We start from the raw sequence: 21,874 nt of genomic DNA on the forward strand, positions 1-21,874 counted from the left end.
AATCTACAAAAAGAGAAACTTCTCTTTTTGTTCTCTTTTTCGTTTCATATAAGGGAGTTCAAAATAGCCATTTTCTTATCAAACTAAAATAAAGCTAAAACCAATATTGTGGATAGTTTCTATTTTTATCTAAATTATTATAAAACAAACCAATAAGCACTAAAATAACTGTACCAACTAAAGTTGGAAATATCAGATAATCCCAAGATGCTCCTAATAAAAATATTATCAATGGATTTGAACCAGCTGGTGGATGAACAGTTTTTGTAACCATCATTAAAGCTATTGCACTTGCTAAAGCTAAAGCCATACTTATATAATTATCCCCTATAAAATGTAAGAAAAATAGTCCTATTAGTGAAGAGATAAAATGCCCAAAGATAATATTTCTTGGTTGTGAGAAAGGGCTTTTAGGAAAACCAAATAATAAAACACAACTAGCACCAAATGAACCCATAATTAAAAGATTGTCATAAGTTTTTGTTAAATAACCAAGAGTTGCTATTGCTATAAATCCACCGATAAAAGCAAAAAATATCTTTTTTAAACTTGGTATTGGTGCTGATTTCTCATTTTGTCCAGCAAACTTTTTTAAGTAATTATTCATTATTTACCTTTTTATAAACCAAACGATTGTTTGAATAATATATTAAAAAAAAAGATTAGATTAAACTAATCAATTTTTCACCAACTTTTAGATAGTTCTGTGGATTTTCGTATAAATTCATCATCATAATAGCTCCTTGAGTCAATGCAACATACTCTTTTGCAATATTTATTGCTTCAGTTTTGCTATATCTATTTTCAACTATTTTTGTAATAGCATCTTCCCAAGCACTAAAATAGAGTTTAATAATTTCTTTGAACTCCAAATTTTCACTACCAATTTCTAAAGCTAAATTTCCTAATAAACAACCACCTTCGCTATTTAGAAAATAGTCATCAGTTTTTTTTACAAAAAGTTTTATTTTTTCTAAATCACTTAAATTTGTTTGATAAGCAACAGCAAAAATATTTTCTACAAAATAGTTATGAATATATTTTAAAGACTCTATTCCTATCTCATCTTTACTTTTAAAATAGTGATAAATACTTCCTTTTATAAGCCCACACGCCTCAGCTATATTTGCCATAGAGCAGTTGTAATAGCCTTTTGTTTTAAAAAGTTTTATAGACTCTTGTAAAATCTCTTCTTTTGATGTTTTTTTTATTGCCATAATTTTATCCAAACGATTGTTTGATAAAATTGTAGTTATATTAAACTTTGAGGAAACTTATAAATAATATAAGTTTTAAATATTTTCTAAAGCTTCTTCCTCAAATCTATAAGTTTTATGTGCCACTTTTATTAATATACTTTTATCGGCTAAATCTTTAAAAAGTTTAATCAAAGTTGGTTTAGAGATAGAAAATTGTTCCATTATTTCACTATATGAAGCATAAAATTGATTTTTTTTATCAAGATTATTAAAGATATATTTTATAATTTCGACTTGTTTACCATCACTTATTGCTCCGATTGTTTTTACAATATTTTGATTTTTTTTAAGCTCTTTTTCTTGAACTTTTGGTAGTAAAATATCGTGTAAAGTTTCTAAAAGTTCATTTATATTAATAGGTTTTACTATATAGTTTTCAACTTTTAGTTTTATTGCTTCAAGTAAATAATCAGTATCAGTGTGAGCTGTTGTAAGAATACTAGGAATATTTATATCTCTATTTTTAAGGTATTTTAAAAAATTTATTCCATTTTCATTTTCAAGTAAGATATCACTTATTATTACATTTATATTTTTTTCTAAAATTATTTGCATAGCTTCTATTGTTGTTTTGACACTATAAAGTTCTCCAACAAAATCTTCTAAAATATCACTTGTATGTTTTAGTAATTTTTCATCATCTTCGATATATAAAATATTAAAGTTTTTTAAAATATCTAAATTTTTACTCATTTTTCCTCTTTTAATGGTATTGTTATAGTAAAAGAAGTACAAGAGAAAACTCTTTCATCTTTTATTTTATGTTTTATATTTTTACAAGATATTTGACCTCTTAAATGTCTTTCAATAATTTGTTTTGACATATAAAGTCCAATACCAGTTCCTGCACTTTTATATTTTGTTGTGTAGTATGGCTCAAAGATTTTTGGCATAATTTCAACTGGAATTCCACCACCATTATCTATAATATTTACAAATAAAAAATCTTTTTTACTATTTACAACTATTTTTATTATTCTATCATTTTTATCAACATTAGCTATTAAAGCATCTTTTGAATTACTTATAATATTTAAAAAAACATGAGAAAGTTCATTATAGTAACTAAAAATTTCAATATCTTTTTTGATAATTAACTCTAATTTAATACTATCTTTATTTAAAAAATATTTTGAAAGCTCTATAGAGTGTTCAATACAATCTTTAATAAAAAATCTTTTTTTTGCACGACTAGGGTCAAAAAAGTTTTTAAAATCATCAAGAGTATTTGACATATTTTGAGCTAAAAGTAGGGCATCTTTAGTTTTCTCTTCTACAAATTCATTTGTCAATTTCCCAAATTTCATTTTGATTTGAAAACTTTGAATAATCATAGATAGACTTCCTAATGGTTGTCTCCATTGATGAGCGATATTATTTAATAACTCACCAAGACTTGCAAATCTTGCTTGTTGAAACATAATAATATCTTTTTTCCTATTTTTATTAACCTCTTGAGCAATTTTTAACTCTAGCATACTATTTAGCTCTTTTAACTCTTTTGTCTTCTCTTCTACACTTTTTTCTTGGCTTTCATGAATTTTTCTAAAATGAACAGTTATAAAAAGTGATAAAATAAGAGTAAATAGAAGAACTAAAAAAATAGAGATAAATGAGAAAATTGTAACAATATTAAAAATATTGTCTGTGTCTCTTTTTTCATTTATTGCTAAAGTTAAATCATAATTTATTAAACTTGCAAGATATACAGAAATAGCATCTATTTCAAAATTAATTTGTAAGAAATCACTATTTGTGTCATTTAGATTTTTTGTTAAAATAAAAATCTGATCCATTTTTATATCAATATTTTTAATAATATCATCTTGCAAAATACGATTTTCATAAAAGTTATTTGAGTTTAAAATGAACTTTTTTATTATAGTTATTATAAAAATTTTCTCTTCTAAGTTAAGTCCTATTTTATAATTTTGCCAATTTCTTGAAATTAATTCTTTTGCAATTTGTAAAACTTCAATAGTTTGATTATAGTTTAAACTCTTTTCCTCAAAACTATTTAAAGTATCTTTGATGTTGATTTTATAAGTATCTTTTATATTTTCTAAAGCTATTAAGCCTTTTGTTCTTTTTTCAAATAGGATATCAAAATCGTGTTTTAGTGTAAAAATGGAGATTTGAGATAGAATAATTATAAAAAGCATTCCCCCTGCAATAATAAAAATTAAAAAGTTTGTTTTATAGGAGAATTTTAGACTATTGAAGTAGTTTATTATTTTAAATAATAGATTTTTCATTTTAACTCTTTAAAACTATCATCTAAATATTCAAAAAGATAGGTTTGATTTAATAATATTTTATTATGGTATTTTATTTTTATCTCATATAAAAGATTATTTGGTGTATTTTTTAGGGCTTTTATAAACTCTTTTTTTGTTAAATTATGATTTGCTCTTTTTATAGCATCTACTAAAACTTTTGATGCTAAAAAACTCTCAAAAGATAGAAAACCTAATTTTGAATTTGGAGAGTATTTTTGCATAATTTCTTGATACTCTTGTACGATTTTTAGATTTTTATCATTATAATTTGGCACAACTTGAGAAAAAATAATATTTTTTTTATCTGTATTTGTAGATTTTAATTCATTTACAATAGAGTTTGCGTCAGAAAAAGAGATATTACAAAAGATTGTATCTTTTAAAATCTCATCATTTTTTGCTTTTTGTATAAAAAAGCTATTTGCTTTATAAGCTCCAATCATAATAATAGCTTCAGGTTTAGAGTGTTTTATTTCACTAAAAGCATGTTCTATTGATAGTGTATTTCTTTTGTAGCTTCCTGTTGCAACAAGGTTTAGATTCTCTTTTTTTAGTATCTCTAAACTAGAGAGATATCCCTCTTCTCCAAAATCATCATTTTGATAAAATATGGCAATGTTTTTTATCTCTCTTTTCTTTAAATAGCTTATTAGATTCTCTAACTCTTGTTTATAAGAGGCTCTAAAATTTATTAGAGTAGTTAAACTTTCATCTTGTAAAAATTCTGCACCAGAAAATGGTGAAAAGAATAGAATATCTTCATCATAAATTATTGGAAGTATCCTTTTTATTGTTGGTGTTCCAACCATTCCAAAAAATGAAAAAATATTTTTTTGTTGCTTTAATTTTTCCATATTTTCATAAGTTAAATCAGGTTCATATTTATCATCAAGAGCAATAAACTCTATTTTTCTATTTTCCAATAGTTTATTATCATTTGTATATGAAAAATAACTTTTTGTAGCTTCTAAAACAGCATCTCCCCAAGGTTGCATTAGTCCACTAAGTGGCATAGATGAAGCTATCTTAATCTCTTTTTGTGAATATCTTTCCTCTTTTAGAAAAAAATATAAGGAACAAAGAATAAGGATTATTGGTAAAATCTTTTTTAACATAATACATTCTACTAAAGTGTAGATTAAATGTTTTAAATTTATAAAAAAGATTATATTTTAACTATTTAAGTATAATTTAATAATTGTGTCTATAGAATATGGTAAAATATTTTTTACTAAAAAAATAAGGGCATAGGTTATGCAAGAATATATCTACTATAATAAAAATGGGTTGGATTTCCCTTTGAGTGAAAAAATCCAAGTTACTACAAATTTAGATGATTTAGAAGGAAAGAGCTTTCTGATATCAAACTCAAATGAACTAAAAAGTGAATTTATTGCAAATGAGATTGATTTTTACATTAAAAATTCACAAGATAATTTCTCAGACAAAATATCAAATGTTTTAAAACTATATGAGATAAATGGTATTAAGTTTGATTTTGCACAAGATATCTCTCAAGATTTACATATTTCAAACTCTTTAATGGTAGTTTATGAAAATGTAGAAGATTATAATAATTTTGTAAAAAATCTAAAAAAAGATGAATTTGAACTTTATCGAGTTGAAGAGAAACTAATTAAAGAGATTAAAAATAGTATTGGGAATTTTGAAGTTATTGTAAATAGTAATGATAAAAAAATAGTTTTAAATACATCTCAAATTGTTTGGTTTAATCAAAAACTAAAAAAAGTAAAAAAAGGTATTTTTGACCCAAGTTTAACCTCTATAGAAGAGATATTGGAATCTTTAAGAGAGAATATAGATAGTTTTTCATTTAGAAAAACAATAACTTACGATAAATCGATTTGTCAATATCACGAAAGAAAAGATGAAATTTGTTCAAAATGTGAAGAAGTTTGTCCTACAAATGCTATTAGAAAAGATGAAGAGAATAGAAGATTGGTTTTTTCATTAGTTGATTGTATTACTTGTGGTGAGTGTATTAGTTCCTGTCCTAGCGGTGCTTTGAGTAGTGCCGCAACTTCAAGAGATAGCTTATATGAGATAAGTCAATTTTATAAAAAAACAAAACCGTTAATAATATCTTCAAAATCTAATATAAAAGATATCAATGTAGCTTTAAAAATAAATGTTCTTCCACTTTCTATTATTGGAGATATTTTTGATGAGGCTATGTTTTTAACATATCTTCAAGTAAGTGGTTCTCAATTGATATATTTTTCAAATGATATCTCAAAAGGAACTTTTGAAAGTATCAGAATAATAAATGATATTTATATGAAAAAATATGGAAAGATAGCTGTCTATTTAGTAAAAAATATTGATGAGCTTGAAGATGCTTTAGAAAAACAAGAGTTTATTGAAAACTCTTACTATAACTTTAATCAAAGTGATATGAAAAAAAGAGAAATTTTTTCATATAGACTTCAAAATCTTGTAGGAAATGATGATTTAGGAGTAGTTAAAACAGGAGAGCATATTCATTATGGAAGAGTGTTGGTAAATGAAGCAAACTGTACACTTTGTCTATCTTGTGTGGGAGCTTGTAATGTTGATGCTTTATTTGCAAATGAATCTGATTTTACATTAAGAGTAAATCCAAGTTTATGTACAGCTTGTGGATATTGTGAAGCTGTATGCCCTGAAACTGACTGTCTAACTATAAATTATGATGAGTTAGAGTTAAATCCTACTTGGTTTAAAGAGTCTATTTTGGCAAAAGATAAACTTTTTGCTTGTGTTGAGTGTGGAGTTGAGTTTGCTACAACAAAAGCTATTGAAAAAATTGCTCGTATGATGGAGCCTATATTTGCAAAACAAAGTCCAGCAAAAGCTAGAAGTTTATATTGTTGTGCAAATTGTAAACCAAAAGTTATGATAATGGAGGAGTTAAGTAAAAATGCAAAATATACAAATTAACCAAGCTAGACTTTTCGTCTATAATCTTTTATCACTACTTTTTGTAGAGGAGTATACAAAAACAAAGCAAGATGAGATAGTGAAAAATCTTGAGATTTTAAGTAAAAATGCTTTTAGCGATATTGTAGAAAACTCTTCTAAAGAGATTTTAGAAATAATTTCTAAAAAGGGAAAAGGTGAGATTTTCAACCAATATCAAGAGCTTTTTTTAGTACCTTTTGGAGAGTTTATATCTCTTAGTGTTTCGTGGTATCACGAACAAAGAGAGGGTGGAATAATGCAACTAAAAGTAAAAGATGTATTAGCAAAAACAAAAATAAGAAGAGATGAAAACTTTTTTACAGCACAAGAGGATCATTTTGGATTTATCTTTACTCTTAGCTCTTATTTACTTGAAAGACAGTTAAAAGAAGAGATCAAAGAGGATTTACAAAAAGAGCTTTTTATTGAGGTAATAAATCCATATCTTGATAAATTCTTTTTTCGACTAATGGCTACAAAATCTGATATTTATTCAAAAGTTGGGTTGATTTTAGAGAGTTTTTATAATTTTGAAAAAGGTTATTTAGAGGTTTAGACTTTTTATAAAAAGTCCCTTTAAAAACTTAAAGAGTTTTTAAAGGGGCTTTTTACCCTAAATCAAACAAAGGAGTTATCATGGCAGATGAATTAGAACAACGAAGACAATTTATCAAAAGAGCTGGTATAGCTGCTACTGTTTTAGCTGGATCTGTTGTTGCAACTGCTGCTACGACTGAAAGACAAGACAGAGGTGCAAACAGCAACAAAGGTAACGGTGTAGTTGTAGGAAGATCAAATAAAAAAGAGATTTTATACAAAAAATCAGCGGCTTGGGAAGAGTTTTATAAAGCTGCACACTAGTAGGAAAATTTAAAAAAGGAGGATAGTATGGGAGCAAATAGCTTTGGTAGAAGAACATTTTTAAAAATGGCTTCACTAGCGACTGCTTTTACAGCTACATCTGCTTTTGCAAATACAAATAAAGTTTTAAGAGATGCAACAGAGGAAGAGGTTAGAAATCCATTCCCTGGTTCAAAGCTTGTAAAAACTATTTGTACACATTGCTCAGTAGGTTGTGGTGTAATTGCTGAAGTTCATAATGGAGTTTGGGTAAGACAAGAAGTAGCTCAAGATCACCCAATTAGTAGAGGAGGACACTGTTGTAAAGGTGCTGATATGATTGATAAAATCAGATCAACAAATAGATTACAGTATCCAACACAAAAAATTGCTGGAAAATGGAATAGAGTATCATGGGATGATGCTATGACAAAAATCTCTAATAAACTTTTAGAGTTAAGAGAGAAATTTGGACCAGATTCAGTAATGTTTTTAGGTTCAGCAAAAACAAGTAATGAGCAAGGATATTATATTAGAAAATTTGTTTCAATGTTTGGAACAAATAATATAGATCACCAAGCTAGAATTTGACATAGTCCAACAGTTGCCGGTGTGGCAAATACATTTGGATATGGAGCTATGACAAATCACTTAGGAGATATGCATAAATCTAAAGCCATTATAATTATTGGTTCAAATCCTGCGGATAATCATCCAATTGCAATGCAACATATTTTAAAAGCTAGAGAGCAAAATAATGCAAAAATTATTGTAGTTGATCCTAGATTTACAAAAACTGCTGCTAAATCAGACCTATATTGTAGAATAAGAACAGGAACTGATATTGCATTCTTATACGGAATGATTAGATTAATCAGAGAAAATAGATGGTATGATGAGAAATTTTTAGCAAATAGAGTTTATGGTGTTGAAGAGATATTTAAAGAGTGCGAAGAGTACACACCTGAACATGTTGAAAATATAACGGGATTACCAAAAGAGAGTTTAATTCAAGCTGCAACACTTCTAGCAAGTGCAGATCCTGCATGTTTGATTTGGAATCAAGGATGGACTCAACATACAATTGGTTCTTCAAATACAAGACTTGGTTCAATTATGCAATTAATTTTAGGAAATCTTGGAAAACCAGGTGGTGGATGTAATATTTTAAGAGGACACGATAATGTTCAAGGTGGAACAGATGTTGGATGTTTAGCTGATACATTACCAGGATATTATGGTTTAGCTGAAGGTTCTTGGAAATATTTTGCAAAACAGTGGAAAGTTGATTATGAGTGGTTAAAAGGAAGATTCAAATCAAAAGAGCTTATGGAAGCTAGAGGAAATACACTTTCACTTTTTGCTGATGGAGTTTTAAAAGAAGAGAATGCAAAATATAATGGTGGAAGTCCAATTAAAGCACTTGTTTGTATAGGAAATGGTATTTCTACAGTAACAGATGTAAAAAGAATAAAAGATGCACTAGATAAACTAGATTTAGTTGTATTTATAGATCCTTATGTAAATGATGCTGCTGTTATTACAACAAGAACAGATAATCTATTCTTGTTACCTGCTGCTTCACAAGTAGAGACTTCAGGAACTGTTGTAAATACAGGAAGAAGTGTTCAATGGAGAAGTAAAGTAGTTGAACCTTTATATGAAGCAAGAACAGACCATGAGATTTTATTTGATTTTGCAAAAAGAATGGGATTTTATAATGAACTTGTTGCAGGTATGGGTAAAGGAGATAATTTCCAATGGCCAGAAGATGCGACAAATGAGATTGCTAAAGCTTTAAAAACTATTGGAATGACAGGTGTTACAGCTGAAAGAATTAAAAAACAGCAAGAGAACTGGCATCTATTTAATAATACTACACTTCAAGGAACAGGAGAATTTAGTAAAGAGTATTATGGATTACCATGGCCATGTTGGACAACTTCACACCCAGGAAGCCCTGTTTTATATAATATAGATTTACCAGTAAGCCAAGGTGGTATGGGATTTAGAGCAAATTTTGGACTTGAAAAAGATGGAGTAAGTTTACTTGCAGCTGAAGGAAGTTATCCAAAAGATTCAAAAATTAAAGGTGGATATGCTGAGATAACAGCAGCAAATATTGAAAGTTTAGCTGGAATTACTCTAAGTGAAGAAGAGAAAAAATTAGTTGAAGGTAAAAATTGGAAAAATGATGATAGTGGGCTTTTAGTAAAATATGCTATTGAAGCAGGACTTGTACCTTATGGAAATGCAAGAGCTATGACTATTGTTCCATCATTTACAGACCCAATTCCAAAACACAGAGAACCATTACACTCATTTAGACCAGATTTAATTGAGAGATATCCAGCGACTAAAGATAAAACAAATCACTGGAGAGTTGATGTTCCTTATGAGTCAAGACAAAATGAACAAGTTTGGGTAAATGATTTCCCTATAAATATTGTTTCTGGAAGAGTTGTTGAACATATGGGAACAGGAACAGAGACAAGAGCATCTCATTATCTAGCAGAGTTAAGTGGAGAAATGTATGGGGAGTTACACCCAAATACAGCTGCTAAACTTGGAATTAAACACGGGCAGATGATGTGGGTTTATGGAACAAAAGGTGGAAAAATAAAGATTAAATGTAAAGTTAGTCTAAGAGTAGGTGAAGATTCAGTATTCTTACCTCAAAACTTCTCTGGAGTTTGGAGTGGAGAAAACTTAGCATATAGGTATCCAGATAGTACAGCACCGTATGCACTAGGAGAAAACTCAACACAAGTTACAAGTTATGGATTTGACCAACAAACAGCTTGTCCAGAGACAAAATGTTCTTTAGTTAGAATTGAAAAAGCGTAAAGGAAGTAGTCATGAGTAATAATAATGTAGATTTTTCAAGTATGAAATTTTATTGTGATGAAAACCTTTGTATTCACTGTAATGGTTGTGTTGTTGCTTGTAAAGAGGCACATGAAGTTCCTGTTGGTGTAAATAGAAGAAAAGTTATAACTGTAAATGAAGGTATGGTTGGAAAAGAGTTCTCTATTTCTATGGCTTGTATGCATTGTGATGATGCTCCTTGTCAGCAGGTTTGTCCAACAGATTGTTTTTATATAAGAACAGATGGAATTGTTTTACACGATAAAGATAAGTGTATTGGTTGTGGATATTGTCTATTTGCTTGTCCTTTTGGAGCTCCACAGTTTCCTCAAGATGGTGCATTTGGTACAAAAGGGAAAATGGATAAATGTACAATGTGTGCAGGAGGTCCACAAGAGACTAATACACCTACTGAGTATAAAAAATATGGACAAAATAGAATTAGTGAAGGAAAAGTTCCTATGTGTGCTTCAATGTGTTCAACAAAAGCTTTACTTGTTGGTGATGCCAATGAAATTGCTAAAATTAAAACATATAGAGCAGTATCAAAAGGAAAAGGATTAGCTACTCCTTCATATGGTTGGTAAGGAATAATTTATGGAAAAAAGCTCATTTATGAAAAGAAATGGAGCGTATATATATACTCTTTTAGGTCTTGGACTTGTAGGGTTTGTATTTGTAAATTTTATGATGATTATGGATTGGGGATACTTATTTAAGTACACAATTCATGTTTTAACAGGTGGAAGTATTGATGGTATTATAGTTCCAGCAGATACTCACTATAAAGAGATGGTAAATAAAGCATTTGGACCAGAATATAGGGCAATTGCTCCTGAAATTATAAGAGCTAGTAATGAAAGACAACTTTATATTTGGTGGGTTTTTGTTGCTGAAATTGCAATATTTTGTTATATGTATGCAGTTTATGGAAGAAAAGAGGCAATTATTACTAAACCAAATGATGAGGTTCAAGTATTTACAGTTGTACATAGAGCTATAATTTGGTTAAATGTACTTATTATCATAGCTTTAATTATTACAGGTTTTAATATAACTTGGAGTTTAAGAAGTGAGGGTGGATATATTCCTTTTATTTTAAGAGGAACACATGAAGTAACTGGTCTTTTATGGTTTCCAATTTGGTTATTAATGACTATTATTGCATTTAAAGATTTAAAAATTTTATCAAGAAATAGTTTAATAGCTAAAATAGTTCTTCCAGGGAAATATAAACCTATGAAGAGAATTATATACATAGTATTTGTTGCTATGGGAGCTGGATTACTGTTTAGTGGGTTTTTAATTTGGTTTATTCATCCAGATGCTTATACAAATGCCCACTATATTCAGTTTAAAAGAGCTTTATTATATGTTCATTTTGGTTCTAGTGTTTTAATTATGTTCTTTTTAATGGATTTTGTATATTCAACTTTAGTTGCCATAAAAGGTAATTTAAAAGGTTTAATTACAGGAAAATATCCAAGAGAGTTTTTAGAACAACTAGCACCTGATGTATTAGAAGATATAGAAAAAAAAGAGAAGGAAAATAGATGACTGCTCTTTTAAGAACTGAGGCCTTAGCCTCAGCCTTTTTGAAAAAAGAGAATAACAATACAAAAAAAGTTATTGTTGAGAAATTTTTTGAAGATAGTTTTGAGAGTTTTGAAGATTTTGTTATAAAAGATGAGAAGATAGATTTTTATTTAAATGGTGAAAAGCTAATTTCAGTAATGAGTATAAAAGAGCATCAAGATGCTCATATTATAGGATTTTTATTAAGTGAAGCAGTAATTTCTAGCTTTGAAGATATTAAATCATTAAAAATTAGTGAAGATGGTTTGAGTGTTTTTGTTAAAGCAGATATTTCAAATATCGCTTATGAAAACTTATTTAAACAAAAAACATTGACTTCAGGTTGTTGTGTAGGAGTTACTGGAAATGCTGAAAAAGCTTTTGATTGTTCTTTTATATCAACACAATATAGTCTAAAATCTACTCAAATTTTAAAGCAAATGAGTGAATTTAATAAATCTTCAAAGCTCTTTGATGATACAGGATGTGTGCACAAAGCAAGAATTGTTTTAGAAGATGGAACTTATTTTGAAACAGAAGATATAGGACGACATAATGCTATTGATAAGGTTATTGGTCTTGTAACTTTAAGTAAAAAAGATTTAAAAAAGAGTGTTTTATATGTAACTGGAAGATTATCAAATGAGATGGTTGTAAAGTGTGTTATGCACAAAATTCCAATAGTTGTATCAAAAGCAGCTGTTACTTTTGAAGGTATAAAAGCAGCTTCTGAGCATGGAGTTACACTTATAGGATTTGCAAGAGAGCATAGAATGAATGTCTATACTCATAGTGGAAGAGTTTTGATTGATTAGGTTGAATTTTTTACAATATAATCCAATAAAACTGGATTTAAATCAAAATCTAAGTTTGGATAGTTTAGTTTCAAATTTAGAATTTGAAGCTCTTTGTAAAGATTTTTTAAACCATTTTGGCTTTAAAAAATTAAAAACTTTCTCTTTTTCAAAAGAGGGATTTTTAACTCTACTTCTATCTTTAAGAGATAAAAGAATTGCTATTTGCAGAGGTGAAAGTGAAGCTTTAATTCAAGCAGCTAAATTATATGAAGATTTAGGATTTAATCTTACATATCTAAATTTAAAAAAAGATGGAAGTATAGATTTAAATGAGCTTAAAAATGATGACTTTGACTATATTTTTATCTCTTCATATATTATGGATACATTTTTAAAAATAGATTTAAATGAAGTAAAAAATATTTCAAATGCAAAAATTATTTCAAATGCGAGTGCAGATTTTAGCCCTTTGAGTGATATTATATATTTTGATAATTATAAATTAAGTGGTTATTCTTTGAGTTCAATTCTATTTTTTAATGATGATAGTTTTACTCAAGAGTTTATAGGTTTCACAGATAGCTTGGCAATTTATTCTTGTTTTAAGTCATATAAAAATATAGAAAAAGATATTAATATAAAAGATATTTTTCTAAATAAACTAAAAGAGAAATTTAAAGAGAATATCTATTTTTTTGTAGATAATAGTAAAACTTTAAATAACTCTTTTCATATAGCTTTAAAAAGTATAAAAGCAAGAGATTTAATAAGAACTTTAGCTTTTGAAAATATTTTTTTATCAAATGGGGAAGGGTGTAGTTTAGGAGTTTCAAAACCTTCAAGAGTTATTTTGGAGATGGGATATGATGAACCTCAAAGTAGAAATGCTCTAAGTTTTAGTTTTAATGAAAATTTTAGTGAAGAAAAAATAGATTTTATAGTAGATACAATATATAAAAAATATCTACAAATAAGAAGTTTTGAGGAGTGAATATGAAAAAGAGATTAAATTATGTCGATTTTAGCGAAGCTTGTAAAAGTAGCTTAGAACTTTGCAGTAGTATAGAAAAGTCTGTAGAAAAAAGTGAAATAATTTCTAGTTTAGACTCTTTGGGAAGAGTTTTATATAAAGATATTGTTTGTATAAAAAATCTTCCATCTTTTGATAACTCTGCTATGGATGGATTTGCTTGTAGGATAGAAGATCTTGGAAAATTTTTAAAGATAAAAGATACTATTTTTGCAGGAGATAAAAAAGAGTTAGAAGAGCTTAAAAGTGGGGAGTGCTATAAAATAATGACAGGAGCAAAAGTTCCTAAAAATGTTGATTTAATTGCTCCTTTTGAAATTTGTGAAACTTTAGAAGATAGTGTAAAAATACCAGAAAATATCAAAATTGGTTCAAATATTAGATTAAAAGGAGAAGAGCAAAAAAAGGGTAGTACTCTTTTAAAAAAAGGTGAAAAAATCACATCTTCTCATATTGCAATGTTGGCTTCGCAAGGAATTATGGCAATAGAAGTTTATAGAAAAATTCAAATAGCTATTATTTCAAGTGGAAATGAGTTAAAAGAGCCTTGGGAAATGACAAATGAAGATGAGATTTATAATATAAATGCTTTTTTTCTAAAATCATTTTTACAAGAGCACCATTTTAGTTCAAATTATTGTGGAGTTGTACCAGATGATTTTTCTAAAAGTGTTGATTTTATAGAGAGTTTAAAAGATTTTGATGTGATTATTACAAGTGGTGGGATATCTATGGGAGATGCAGATTTTCTTGCAAATGCTTTTTTAGAGTGTGGTTTAAAAATTGCTTATCATGGAGTAAATATAAAACCAGGTCGTGCTATGATGACTGGAATTATGGGAAAAAGTTTGGTTGTGGCACTTCCTGGAAATCCACTAGCCAGCATTATAAATGCCTATATTTTTCTTCTTCCTCTACTAAAAAAACTTCAAGGTGAAACAAATATTTATCACGATTTTATAGAGTGTAAAAACAAAAAAAGTTTTAAAGTAAAAGAGCAAAGAGTTGAATCTATTTTAGGAAGAGTAACAAATGGAGTTTTTGAAGTTACAAGAGATAATAAATATGGTTCAGCAATGATAAGTGCAATATATGAAAGTAATGCTTTAATGCTATCAAGTGGAGCTAAAAGTGAAATACAAGAGAGTGAATTTATAAAAGTTTTAGAGTTTAATAAAAAGTTTGTAGGTGAGAAAATCAATTTTCTAAATTAAAAATTAGGAGAAAATCTCCTAATTTCTATTTATATACATCTTTTGTTTGGCTCTCATACCAAGCATAAGCATATTTTGCTTCAAGAAGTCTTATATGTCCATCTGGATCTTGTTCAGGACTTACTCCTCCAGCTCCATTTACACTCTCTATTTTATCATCGTGAGCATTGTAAACAGCAGCTATAGAAATTCCATAATTTGGACTTAATAAACTATAACAAGTATTTGCAAGTTTTGGAGGGTTTACTATCTCTTTATTTGCTAAAATTCTTGCTATTTGCATTGCTACAACTTTCCCTTGTGTACTTGCACTAAATGCAGATTTTGGCATTGGTGCTGCATTTGAAGCATCTCCAATAACATGTACATTTTTTACAAGTTTTGATTCAAATGTTTTTGGATGAATTGGACACCAATCACCTTCAACTAATCCAGAATCAAATGCTAATTGAGATGCTTTTTGATTTGGAATATAGTTTAAAACATCTGCAACAACTTCTTCATCTTCTGTTACAACAACTTTTTTAGCTGGATCAACACTAATTACTTTTCCACCAAATTGAGCTGCTCTCCACTCAATCATATCTCCATAAAGTTCTTTCCAACCATTTGTAAATAGAACTTGTTTAGAGAATTTATCTTTTTGATCTAAAATGATAATTTTAGAGTTTGGTTTATGTGTTTTTAGATAATAAGCTACAAGTGAAACTCTCTCATATGGTCCAGGAGGGCATCTAAATGGATCAGCAGGAGCAACCATTACAAAAGTTCCACCATCTTTCATATTTTCAAGTTGTTTTTGTAAAATTATTGTTTGCTCTCCAGCTTTTACTGCATGTGGTGCTAATTTTTGATTTTGTTCTGTGTAACCTTTTTCAAATTTAAAATCAATTCCAGGGCTTACAATAGCTCTTGTATAGCTGATAATTGAACCATTTTCTAAAATTACACTGTTTGTTGCTCCATCAATCTTTTTAACTTTTGCATATATAACTTTTATATTATGTTTTTTTTCTAAAGTTGATAAATCTTGTTTTATAAAATCTATTTTTTCCATACCAGCTATTACAGCATTTGAGAATGGACAAGTGTAATACTCTTTATTTTGTTCGATTAAAACAATCTCTACATTTGTATCAAATCTTCTTAAATATCGTGCAGCAGCTGCTCCACCAAAACCACCACCAACAATAACAACTCTTTGTTTATTAGCTGGAATTGTTGCTAAACTATTTGATAAACCACTACAAGCAGCAAAAGATAGAGCAGTTGCTCCTAAAACTATTTTTCCAAAATCTCTTCTATTTAACATAATTTATCCTTTTTACTTATTTAACTTTTGAAAAGTAGTAAGATAGTTGCTCAAGCTCTTCATCAGTGAAACCTTTTGTGTGCTTTTGCATCATATAAGTATCAACTCTTTTTCCAGCTTTATAATCAAGCAGTGTTTGATACATATAGTTTTTATCAAGTCCTGCAATAACTGGAATTGCACTTGTTGATTTTCCATCTGTTCCATGACAATTTGCACATGATAGTGATAACATCTCACCTCTTACAGGATTATAATCTACTGCAAAAGATAAGCTAGATAAACAAACAAATAAAAATGCGAGTTTTTTCATCTTTTCTCTCCTAAAATAATTTCCTAGAATTTATATTAAGAAGTATAAACTTAATCGCTATTTAATAAAATAATTGAAAAATAATAAGAAAAACTAAACTATTTTTATGTAACAAAATTACTCATTTTTTATATATAAGATTATAGAAAAATTATTATATTACATTCTGTAATATTTTTGATAAATTATAAAATTTTATAATATAATTTTACTATGTTTATCCATATAGATTTAGATTGCTACTTTGTATCAGCTCATAGAATACTTGATAAAACTCTTTTAAATATTGCAGTTGCTGTTGGAGGAAGAAATGGAAATGATATTTTTTCAACTGAGAGATTAAACCGAAAAGTTTCAATAAATAGAGCTAGTTTTTCAAGTAAAATAATTAGTTCAAATATAAAAAATGATAAAGATTATTTTATTGATGAAAATGGAAGAATTAGAGGAATAATAACTACAGCATCTTATGAAGCAAGAGCTTTTGGTGTAAAAACTGCTATGAGTGTAAATGAAGCTTTAAGAATTTGTCCACATCTAAAAATGATAGCTCCAAATTATGAGTTATATGATAATTTATCAAATAAATTAAAAGAGTTATTAGAGTTTGAAATACCTCTAATTGAACAATTTTCAATAGATGAATTTTTTGGAGATTTAAGTGGTTTTGTAGAAGAAGATGAAGCTTTAGAGTTTGCGAAAGTTTTAAAAGAGAAAATTTTTGAGAAATTAGGATTACCAGCTTCAATTGGAGTTGCTCCGACTAAATATTTATCAAAGTTAATGACAAATTTTGCTAAGCCAAATGGTGTAAAACTTTTAAAAAAAGATAATATTGAAGATTTTACAAAAGATATTTTAATAGAAAATTTTACAGGGATTGGAAAATCTTTATGTGAAAAATTAAGAGGTTATAATATTAAAACTTTAGGAGATATTAGAAAGAATCAAAAGCTTCTTTACTCTTTTGGAAAAATAGGAATGGATACTTATAATCGAGTTTGTGGAATTAGAGATAATAAATTAACTATAAATAAAGAGAGAAAATCTTTAGGAATAGGGCGAAGTTTTGATACTATTTCCAATAGAGAAGAGATTAAAAGAAGAGTTATTATTTTAAGTAGATATTTGAGTTTTATAGTAAAAAAGGAGAGACAAAATCCACTTTCATATCAAATTCAAATAAGATATGATTCAAATATTTTGTTAAAAGCTCAAGAAAATACAAATAAGATTTTTAATGAATTTGATTTTAAATCTTCAATGCTTAGATTATTTAAAGAGGCTGATAAACATAAAAATCATGGAATAATACAGCTTTATATAACAGTTTTTAATTTTACAAAGAAAAATGAACATACTTTTAATCTTTTTGAATATGAAGATGATTTAAAAAAAGATGTTTTAGGACAAAAGATGCAAAATCTTAGAGAAAAATTTGGTGTAGATATTGTAAAAAGTGCTTATGAACTTAGAAAGTAAAATATTTGAAAGATAAAATCCTTCAAATATTTTATTTGAAATTAACCAACTTTTGTAATATAACTCAGAACTATATAAATACCTGCTCCCATTAAAGCTGTAACAGGTAAAGTAAAAATCCATGCCATTAAAATTGTCTTAATAGTCTTTTTTTGTACTCCGCCATCTGGTTCAGCAACCATAGTTCCAGCAACAGCACTAGAAACAATATGTGTTGTACTAACAGGGGCATGAGCAAAGTTTGCTAATAAAATAGTTACCATTGCCATTGCTTGAGATACTGCACCTTGCATATGATTGATTGGTTTAGAACCAATTTTTTCTCCAATAGTAAGAACTACTCTTTTATAACCTATCATAGTTCCAATTCCTAGCATTAATGCAACTGCAAAAATTACCCAAAATGGTACATATTCAGTTGAAGTAATCATCTGTTTTCTTTGATCTGCAATATAATCAGATTTGTCTTTATCTATTAATTTATAAGCTCTTTCAACTTGCCCAAAGAAGTTATCAGAACATAAAACTGCTGTATGCATTTTCCATCTATCTTCTTTTGAAAGTTCAGAATATGATTTTAATCCATCTAATTTTTTAGAAATTTCTAGTGTTGTGTTATATACTTGATTAACATTACACTCTGCAATTTTATTTTTTATTTTTAATGCACTAATAAGTCGTTTTTCATCTAAAAGTTTTGTAAGAGTGTCATTATTATCTGCATAAAATTTTGCTAGATTTGCTGCACTATCTCTAGTTTGCATAATTTTGTATTGGTGAGCTTCCATATTTAAAGCATAATAAGTTGGCAAAATTCCAATAAGAATAATCATAATAAGACCTATCCCTTTTTGCCCATCATTAGAACCATGTGCAAAACTAACTCCTGCACCAGTTGCTATAATTCCAGTTCTCATCCAAAAATTTGGTTTCTTTTTTTTATCTGCACTAGGTGTTTTGAAAAACTTTGGATGTTTAACAATCTTTCTAGAAAGTTTCATAATTAAGAAAGCAAATCCAAAACCTAATAAAGGAGAAAGAGCTAAAGCAGTTAAAATACCATAAACAACTTTCCAATTTACACTTTGAGAAAAAGTAAATCCATTCATCATACCAAAAGCAATACTAACACCTACTATTGAACCAATTAGTGAGTGTGAACTAGAAACTGGTAAACCAAAATACCATGTTCCTAAATTCCAAATAACAGCAGATATTAATAATGAAAAAATCATTACTAAAGTAGCATTTTGATTTGAAGATACCATTATATCAAGTGGTAATAAATGTACAATGACATAAGCAACACCAATTCCCCCTAAAACAACTCCCAAAAAGTTCATAATTCCAGCCATAATAACAGAGTATCCAGCTTTCATAGAATTAGTATATATAATCATTGCAACAGCGTTTGCTGTATCATGAAAACCATTAATCATTTCATAAAATAATGCGATACTCAAGGACAAGAGTAATAAAACTATTGCAAAGTTATCAATATTATTTAAAGCATCCCACAAGACAGACATTTGGATATCCCCAATTTAAGTAAAAATATGTTTAGTTTTAATTAAAAAACTAAAAGAACAATATTATATTCTAGTTTAACTTTTAAATCTTTCATTTTTTGATTTTATTTGTATAATAACTAAATATAAAGCTTATAAACTCTAAAATTAAACATAAAAAGATAAAGGAAAAATTATGGCATATATTTTACAAGTAGATTTTCCACATGATGGAATTTTTGGTGAAGAATTTTCAAAAGCATTTATAGATTTGGCAAATGACATTGCAAAAGAGGAAGGACTTTTATGGAAAATTTGGACTGAAAATAAAGATGAAAAGAGTGCAGGTGGAATATATCTTTTTTCAAATAAAAATGATGCAAAAAGATATTTGGATAAACATAAAGCTAGATTAGAAGATTTTGGATATAAAGATATAAGAGCAAAAATTTTTGATGTGAATTTATCTTTAAGTAAAATTTGTAAGGCAGATTTTATTAAATAAAAAAAGGATATGTTTAAAACATATCCTTTGACAAAATAGAATTAAAACTACTCCATAAAAGAGATAGTTTTATAAAACTCTCTATATTTTGTATCCCCTTCATCTCTAGCTTTCATAGCAGCTCTTGGGTGTTCATTTAGCTGACCTGTTATCATATATGGAATACTATATCCCCAATCAAGTTTTTTTTCTAAATCAACTATATAATTTTCTATAAACTCTAAAACAGGCATCTGTTTATATTTTGGATTTTTTAAAAATCCTAAAAGAAGTTCTAGTGGACAATTACCAGCACCTCTTCCTAATCCTGAAACTGTAACATCAAGAAAACTTGCACCATAAATCATGGCTTCTAAAGTATTTGCATAAGCTAGTTGAAGATTGTTATGAGCATGAATTCCAACTTTTTTTCCTGATTTTTCTGCAAAACTTAGATATTTTTCAGTTAGTTTTCTAATTTGTTCAGGGTAAAATGAACCAAAACTATCAGCAATATATATAACATCAACAGGTGTTTTTGCAAGTTGCTCTAAAACTTCATCAAGTTCATCATCAAAAGATTTTGAAATAGCCATAATATTTACAGTTGTTTCATAGCCTTTTGCATGAGCATCTTCTATTAATTCAATAGCTGCTGGGATTTGATGAATATATGTAGCAATTCTAATCATATCTACAACACTCTCACTCTTTGGTCGAAGCTCCTCTTTTAGGCTTCTTCCAATATCACTCATAACAGCAATTTTTAAATTTGTATTGTTTTCTCCAACAATTCTTCTAATATCTTGCTCTTTACAGAAGTTCCAAGGACCATACTCATCTTCACTCATAAGTGTAGGAGATACATTTTTACCAATCTCCATGTAATCAACACCACTAGCAACACACATTTCATAGTGTGCTTTTACAAATTCATCGGTAAAATGAAAATTATTTACAAGTCCACCATCTCTAATAGTACAGTCAAAAACTTTTAAATCTTCTCTTACGCTTAAAATTGTCCCTTTTTTTTCTAGCATATCTTTCCTTAAATTTTTAATGATAAATTTTATCCTAATGTAACAAAAATTTTTATTAATATGATTTAAGCTTTAAAACATCTTCTATTTTTTCATAACTATAAATATGAAAATCAGCTACTCTCTCATTTATAGCATTTACAGCCATTCTATCTGCTAGTTCATTTCCTTCTACTCCATTATGCCCTTTTACATGCTCTAAAATAAGCTGTTTTTTTAGTTTTTCATATAGAGTGTGAGCTTCAATAATCAACTCAAGATTTTTTATCTCTCCACCTTTTTTACTCCAATTATTTTTTTTCCAAGAGTATGCCCAAGTAGAGATACAATCTATGGCATATTTAGAGTCACTAAAAATATAAATTTGCTCTTTAAATCCACTTTGTGAAGCTATAATTAAAGCCTGATATAAGGCATTTAATTCTGCTATATTGTTTGTTCCATTTTCTACATAAGCACCATAGAGTAAAACAGGTCTATTTTTATTTGAATAAATAGCTATTCCACTTCCAGCAGGTCCAGGATTTCCACTACAAGCTCCATCACAATAAATATGTAAAGTTTCTTCATCTTCTAAGTTTTTATTTTCATCTTTTATTTCGTTATTTTTAATATTTTTGGGTGTAAAAACTTTTGCATTTATGTTGTTGTATTCTAAAACCATATGATAGTTATTGATTATTTTATTGCATATTTCAATATTTTCAATACTTTTTAAAAGCATAAGAAGATTTTTGTTATTTTTTGTAACATCTTTTTGTAAAGCTATATTTTTCCAGTTTTTTATATCTTCACCAAAGATTTCTAAAATCTCAAATTGACTTTGTGTTAAAGTACCGTTATTTTCGATAAGGTCTAAAAAGTTTTTGTCTAATTTCATAATAATGTTTCTTATAATAAATTTTTAAAAAT

21 protein-coding genes are annotated in these 21,874 nt (G+C 27.8%); 11 read left to right on the forward strand and 10 right to left on the reverse strand.

The window, feature by feature from the left end; all coding sequences use genetic code 11:
• Positions 1–94: 94 nt before the first annotated feature.
• The 5 genes from AFAEC_RS03955 to AFAEC_RS03975 form a co-directional block, all read right to left on the reverse strand.
• Entirely contained in the window at positions 95–607 is a 513-nt protein-coding gene (locus AFAEC_RS03955) for an HPP family protein (protein WP_026805879.1), read from the reverse strand.
• Between the two features lie 55 nt (positions 608–662).
• Positions 663–1,217, reverse strand: coding sequence for a TetR/AcrR family transcriptional regulator (locus AFAEC_RS03960; protein ID WP_026805878.1), 555 nt, complete (start codon positions 1,215–1,217; stop codon positions 663–665).
• Between the two features lie 75 nt (positions 1,218–1,292).
• Complete coding sequence (locus tag AFAEC_RS03965) at positions 1,293–1,952, reverse strand: response regulator (protein ID WP_026805877.1); 660 nt, start codon at positions 1,950–1,952, stop codon at positions 1,293–1,295.
• Complete coding sequence (locus AFAEC_RS03970) at positions 1,949–3,514, reverse strand: sensor histidine kinase (protein ID WP_026805876.1); 1,566 nt, start codon at positions 3,512–3,514, stop codon at positions 1,949–1,951. Before AFAEC_RS03970 ends, AFAEC_RS03965 begins: the two co-directional genes overlap by 4 nt.
• Positions 3,511–4,653 (reverse strand): ABC transporter substrate-binding protein, encoded by a 1,143-nt coding sequence (locus AFAEC_RS03975; RefSeq protein ID WP_026805875.1) that lies wholly within the window; start codon positions 4,651–4,653, stop codon positions 3,511–3,513. The genes AFAEC_RS03970 and AFAEC_RS03975 overlap by 4 nt, the downstream gene beginning before the upstream one ends.
• A 139-nt stretch (positions 4,654–4,792) precedes the next feature.
• On the opposite strand from AFAEC_RS03975, the gene AFAEC_RS03980 reads away from it, so the two are divergent.
• From AFAEC_RS03980 to AFAEC_RS04025, 9 genes are all read left to right on the forward strand, one after another.
• On the forward strand, positions 4,793–6,478 hold the full coding sequence (locus AFAEC_RS03980) for a 4Fe-4S binding protein (RefSeq protein WP_026805874.1): 1,686 nt from the start codon (positions 4,793–4,795) through the stop codon (positions 6,476–6,478).
• On the forward strand, positions 6,459–7,055 hold the full coding sequence (locus AFAEC_RS03985; RefSeq protein WP_026805873.1) for a TorD/DmsD family molecular chaperone: 597 nt from the start codon (positions 6,459–6,461) through the stop codon (positions 7,053–7,055). The genes AFAEC_RS03980 and AFAEC_RS03985 overlap by 20 nt, the downstream gene beginning before the upstream one ends.
• A gap of 80 nt (positions 7,056–7,135) precedes the next feature.
• On the forward strand, positions 7,136–7,360 hold the full coding sequence (locus AFAEC_RS03990) for a hypothetical protein (protein ID WP_026805872.1): 225 nt from the start codon (positions 7,136–7,138) through the stop codon (positions 7,358–7,360).
• 27 nt (positions 7,361–7,387) lie between these two features.
• A complete protein-coding gene (locus AFAEC_RS04000; protein WP_081754512.1) occupies positions 7,388–10,186 on the forward strand; it encodes a molybdopterin-dependent oxidoreductase in 2,799 nt (932 codons plus the stop codon).
• An 11-nt stretch (positions 10,187–10,197) separates the two neighbouring features.
• On the forward strand, positions 10,198–10,794 hold the full coding sequence (gene fdh3B / locus AFAEC_RS04005) for a formate dehydrogenase FDH3 subunit beta (protein ID WP_026805869.1): 597 nt from the start codon (positions 10,198–10,200) through the stop codon (positions 10,792–10,794).
• Positions 10,795–10,804: 10 nt separating this feature from the next.
• Positions 10,805–11,764, forward strand: coding sequence for a cytochrome b/b6 domain-containing protein (locus AFAEC_RS04010; RefSeq protein WP_026805868.1), 960 nt, complete (start codon positions 10,805–10,807; stop codon positions 11,762–11,764).
• Positions 11,761–12,597 (forward strand): formate dehydrogenase accessory sulfurtransferase FdhD, encoded by an 837-nt coding sequence (gene fdhD, locus AFAEC_RS04015; protein ID WP_026805867.1) that lies wholly within the window; start codon positions 11,761–11,763, stop codon positions 12,595–12,597. Before AFAEC_RS04010 ends, fdhD begins: the two co-directional genes overlap by 4 nt.
• Position 12,598: 1 nt before the next feature.
• Positions 12,599–13,570, forward strand: coding sequence for a cysteine desulfurase (locus AFAEC_RS04020; protein WP_225442398.1), 972 nt, complete (start codon positions 12,599–12,601; stop codon positions 13,568–13,570).
• A 2-nt stretch (positions 13,571–13,572) separates the two neighbouring features.
• The gene (locus AFAEC_RS04025; protein WP_026805865.1) at positions 13,573–14,823 is read left to right on the forward strand and encodes a molybdopterin molybdotransferase MoeA; all 1,251 of its coding nucleotides are present in this window, start codon (positions 13,573–13,575) and stop codon (positions 14,821–14,823) included.
• Positions 14,824–14,848: 25 nt separating this feature from the next.
• Here the strand turns inward: AFAEC_RS04025 and AFAEC_RS04030 are convergent, their stop codons facing one another.
• Both AFAEC_RS04030 and AFAEC_RS04035 read right to left on the reverse strand, forming a co-directional pair.
• The gene (locus tag AFAEC_RS04030; RefSeq protein ID WP_034216438.1) at positions 14,849–16,135 is read right to left on the reverse strand and encodes an NAD(P)/FAD-dependent oxidoreductase; all 1,287 of its coding nucleotides are present in this window, start codon (positions 16,133–16,135) and stop codon (positions 14,849–14,851) included.
• A 16-nt stretch (positions 16,136–16,151) separates the two neighbouring features.
• Positions 16,152–16,448, reverse strand: a complete 297-nt coding sequence (locus tag AFAEC_RS04035) for a c-type cytochrome (protein ID WP_081754511.1) — start codon at positions 16,446–16,448, stop codon at positions 16,152–16,154.
• A gap of 213 nt (positions 16,449–16,661) precedes the next feature.
• Between AFAEC_RS04035 and AFAEC_RS04040 the strand changes: the two genes are divergently transcribed.
• Positions 16,662–17,930, forward strand: a complete 1,269-nt coding sequence (locus tag AFAEC_RS04040) for a DNA polymerase Y family protein (protein ID WP_026805863.1) — start codon at positions 16,662–16,664, stop codon at positions 17,928–17,930.
• Positions 17,931–17,971: 41 nt separating this feature from the next.
• Here the strand turns inward: AFAEC_RS04040 and AFAEC_RS04045 are convergent, their stop codons facing one another.
• On the reverse strand, positions 17,972–19,459 hold the full coding sequence (locus AFAEC_RS04045) for an inorganic phosphate transporter (protein WP_034216436.1): 1,488 nt from the start codon (positions 19,457–19,459) through the stop codon (positions 17,972–17,974).
• Positions 19,460–19,634: 175 nt separating this feature from the next.
• Here AFAEC_RS04045 and AFAEC_RS04050 point away from each other — a divergent pair, with 175 nt between their 5' ends.
• Positions 19,635–19,943 carry a monooxygenase gene (locus AFAEC_RS04050; protein ID WP_026805861.1) on the forward strand — a complete coding sequence of 103 codons (309 nt, stop codon included), beginning with the start codon at positions 19,635–19,637 and terminating at the stop codon, positions 19,941–19,943.
• 47 nt (positions 19,944–19,990) lie between these two features.
• On the opposite strand, the gene AFAEC_RS04055 is transcribed toward AFAEC_RS04050, so the two are convergent.
• Entirely contained in the window at positions 19,991–20,962 is a 972-nt protein-coding gene (locus tag AFAEC_RS04055; RefSeq protein WP_026805860.1) for an aldolase catalytic domain-containing protein, read from the reverse strand.
• 55 nt (positions 20,963–21,017) lie between these two features.
• The gene (locus AFAEC_RS04060) at positions 21,018–21,842 is read right to left on the reverse strand and encodes a ribonuclease HI (protein ID WP_026805859.1); all 825 of its coding nucleotides are present in this window, start codon (positions 21,840–21,842) and stop codon (positions 21,018–21,020) included.
• Between the last annotated feature and the right edge of the window lie 32 nt (positions 21,843–21,874).

The organism is Aliarcobacter faecis (genome assembly GCF_013201705.1).
Classification (GTDB): Bacteria; Campylobacterota; Campylobacteria; order Campylobacterales; family Arcobacteraceae; genus Aliarcobacter; species Aliarcobacter faecis.

Excerpts from the sequence above, each read along its gene's own strand:
- fdhD (WP_026805867.1), top strand. The coding sequence starts at position 11,761 with ATGACTGCTCTTTTAAGAACTGAGGCCTTAGCCTCAGCCTTTTTGAAA.
- AFAEC_RS04040 (WP_026805863.1), top strand. The coding sequence starts at position 16,662 with ATGTTTATCCATATAGATTTAGATTGCTACTTTGTATCAGCTCATAGA.
- AFAEC_RS04060 (WP_026805859.1), bottom strand. The coding sequence starts at position 21,842 with ATGAAATTAGACAAAAACTTTTTAGACCTTATCGAAAATAACGGTACT.
- fdh3B (WP_026805869.1), top strand. The coding sequence starts at position 10,198 with ATGAGTAATAATAATGTAGATTTTTCAAGTATGAAATTTTATTGTGAT.
- AFAEC_RS04025 (WP_026805865.1), top strand. The coding sequence starts at position 13,573 with ATGAAAAAGAGATTAAATTATGTCGATTTTAGCGAAGCTTGTAAAAGT.
- AFAEC_RS03960 (WP_026805878.1), bottom strand. The coding sequence starts at position 1,217 with ATGGCAATAAAAAAAACATCAAAAGAAGAGATTTTACAAGAGTCTATA.
- AFAEC_RS03970 (WP_026805876.1), bottom strand. The coding sequence starts at position 3,514 with ATGAAAAATCTATTATTTAAAATAATAAACTACTTCAATAGTCTAAAA.
- AFAEC_RS04030 (WP_034216438.1), bottom strand. The coding sequence starts at position 16,135 with ATGTTAAATAGAAGAGATTTTGGAAAAATAGTTTTAGGAGCAACTGCT.
- AFAEC_RS03975 (WP_026805875.1), bottom strand. The coding sequence starts at position 4,653 with ATGTTAAAAAAGATTTTACCAATAATCCTTATTCTTTGTTCCTTATAT.
- AFAEC_RS04045 (WP_034216436.1), bottom strand. The coding sequence starts at position 19,459 with ATGTCTGTCTTGTGGGATGCTTTAAATAATATTGATAACTTTGCAATA.
- AFAEC_RS04050 (WP_026805861.1), top strand. The coding sequence starts at position 19,635 with ATGGCATATATTTTACAAGTAGATTTTCCACATGATGGAATTTTTGGT.
- AFAEC_RS03965 (WP_026805877.1), bottom strand. The coding sequence starts at position 1,952 with ATGAGTAAAAATTTAGATATTTTAAAAAACTTTAATATTTTATATATC.
- AFAEC_RS04035 (WP_081754511.1), bottom strand. The coding sequence starts at position 16,448 with ATGAAAAAACTCGCATTTTTATTTGTTTGTTTATCTAGCTTATCTTTT.
- AFAEC_RS03955 (WP_026805879.1), bottom strand. The coding sequence starts at position 607 with ATGAATAATTACTTAAAAAAGTTTGCTGGACAAAATGAGAAATCAGCA.
- AFAEC_RS03985 (WP_026805873.1), top strand. The coding sequence starts at position 6,459 with ATGCAAAATATACAAATTAACCAAGCTAGACTTTTCGTCTATAATCTT.
- AFAEC_RS04010 (WP_026805868.1), top strand. The coding sequence starts at position 10,805 with ATGGAAAAAAGCTCATTTATGAAAAGAAATGGAGCGTATATATATACT.
- AFAEC_RS04055 (WP_026805860.1), bottom strand. The coding sequence starts at position 20,962 with ATGCTAGAAAAAAAAGGGACAATTTTAAGCGTAAGAGAAGATTTAAAA.
- AFAEC_RS03990 (WP_026805872.1), top strand. The coding sequence starts at position 7,136 with ATGGCAGATGAATTAGAACAACGAAGACAATTTATCAAAAGAGCTGGT.
- AFAEC_RS03980 (WP_026805874.1), top strand. The coding sequence starts at position 4,793 with ATGCAAGAATATATCTACTATAATAAAAATGGGTTGGATTTCCCTTTG.